Here is a 1184-nt window from a genome sequence, read left to right on the forward strand (position 1 = left end):
AATCCGCTTTGATACTTAGAAAGAGTACTTCTAGGCAATCCAATAAGTTCACATAACTGATTTTGACTCAATCCCTCAGCTATACGCATTGCTTTAATTTTATCACTTAATTTCATTTGACTTGCTCCTAATCAGGTACTATTATTGATCCTATATAGGAATATTTTATGTGGTGTCGCCAAACCAGGCCAGAACTCGGTAAATCGCGGCAAATGCACCCAGTGTTAAGCATACCAGAATTTGGGTTTTTAAGCGGTTAGAAGCGGTATGAAGCGGTTAAAAAAAATTTATTAGGGGCGGAGTGAGCAACGACGACTAGGAGATCAGATATCTGATAGACGCAGTGAACATAAAAATTTTGCTGAGCTGCTCGGTAAAACTCCTAGTACAGTCAAGGATATGGCTGAAGAACAAAAGTTACTTGTCATTTTTTTGAAAGATCCAACCAAACCCAACGCCAGAAGTGAAAGGTGGGTATACCTTCCTGAATTCAACCGCATAGTCCGAGAAGCTTACTTTAACCGTCCCGCAGAAGAGCGAGACGCTTGGGTTGTAAAGCTAGAAATTTGAACAAAAGCGAATAGCCAGCGTTTAGGGCTGTAAACTGCTCTTTAACAATACGGTATCAGCAAAATAAAATCTGTGAAACGGATGGCAGGGAAGTTGCGCCTGTCATTTGCTGACAGCTTCGTAGGTTGTTTTCGAAGCGGAGTTGAGCCTACGGACGTAAGGACTTCCCGACCGGAGTATGCCGATACAGGTGTACACAAACACTGAATAATCAATAGGTGGATTTGTAGTAAGTACTTTTCGTACTTAGCATAAATCTTCTTATGGAAGAGATATTCATCAATGAATGCTCGCCAACGTTGCCGTGAACGGCGTCAAATGCATTATCGCAACTAATCTCGAATACGCACAATAACATTAAGTTTACTAAAAAACGCTCAACCGAAGAAATCATTAATAACATATGGCGGGATCCTGCCGAACATCACACGCAAGAACACGATGTCGTAAATATTCTCGCGTCATTTAAAAATCAAATAGATAAATACCCGACAGACAGTATTAACAACCGCTGTCTAGTAAAAACGTACCTCTATACGGTCAAGAACCGCTATCGCCGAAGAAGGGTTGAGTATCCGAGAAACAGCGAAGCAATTTCGGATTGCCTCTGAATC

Annotated in this window: 1 protein-coding gene and 1 pseudogene; one reads left to right on the forward strand and one right to left on the reverse strand. The window is 41.3% G+C overall.

Annotated features, from left to right (window positions below; all coding sequences use genetic code 11):
- On the reverse strand, positions 1–116 hold a 116-nt coding region (locus ARSQ2_RS11475; protein ID WP_181995362.1), incomplete at its 3' end, for a helix-turn-helix domain-containing protein.
- Between the two features lie 206 nt (positions 117–322).
- On the opposite strand from ARSQ2_RS11475, the pseudogene ARSQ2_RS11480 reads away from it, so the two are divergent.
- Positions 323–570: pseudogene (locus ARSQ2_RS11480) on the forward strand (Cox family DNA-binding protein).
- The last annotated feature ends 614 nt before the right edge of the window (positions 571–1184 follow it).

Source organism: Arsenophonus endosymbiont of Bemisia tabaci Q2 (genome assembly GCF_902713415.1).
In the GTDB taxonomy this organism is placed as follows: Bacteria; Pseudomonadota; Gammaproteobacteria; order Enterobacterales; family Enterobacteriaceae; genus Arsenophonus.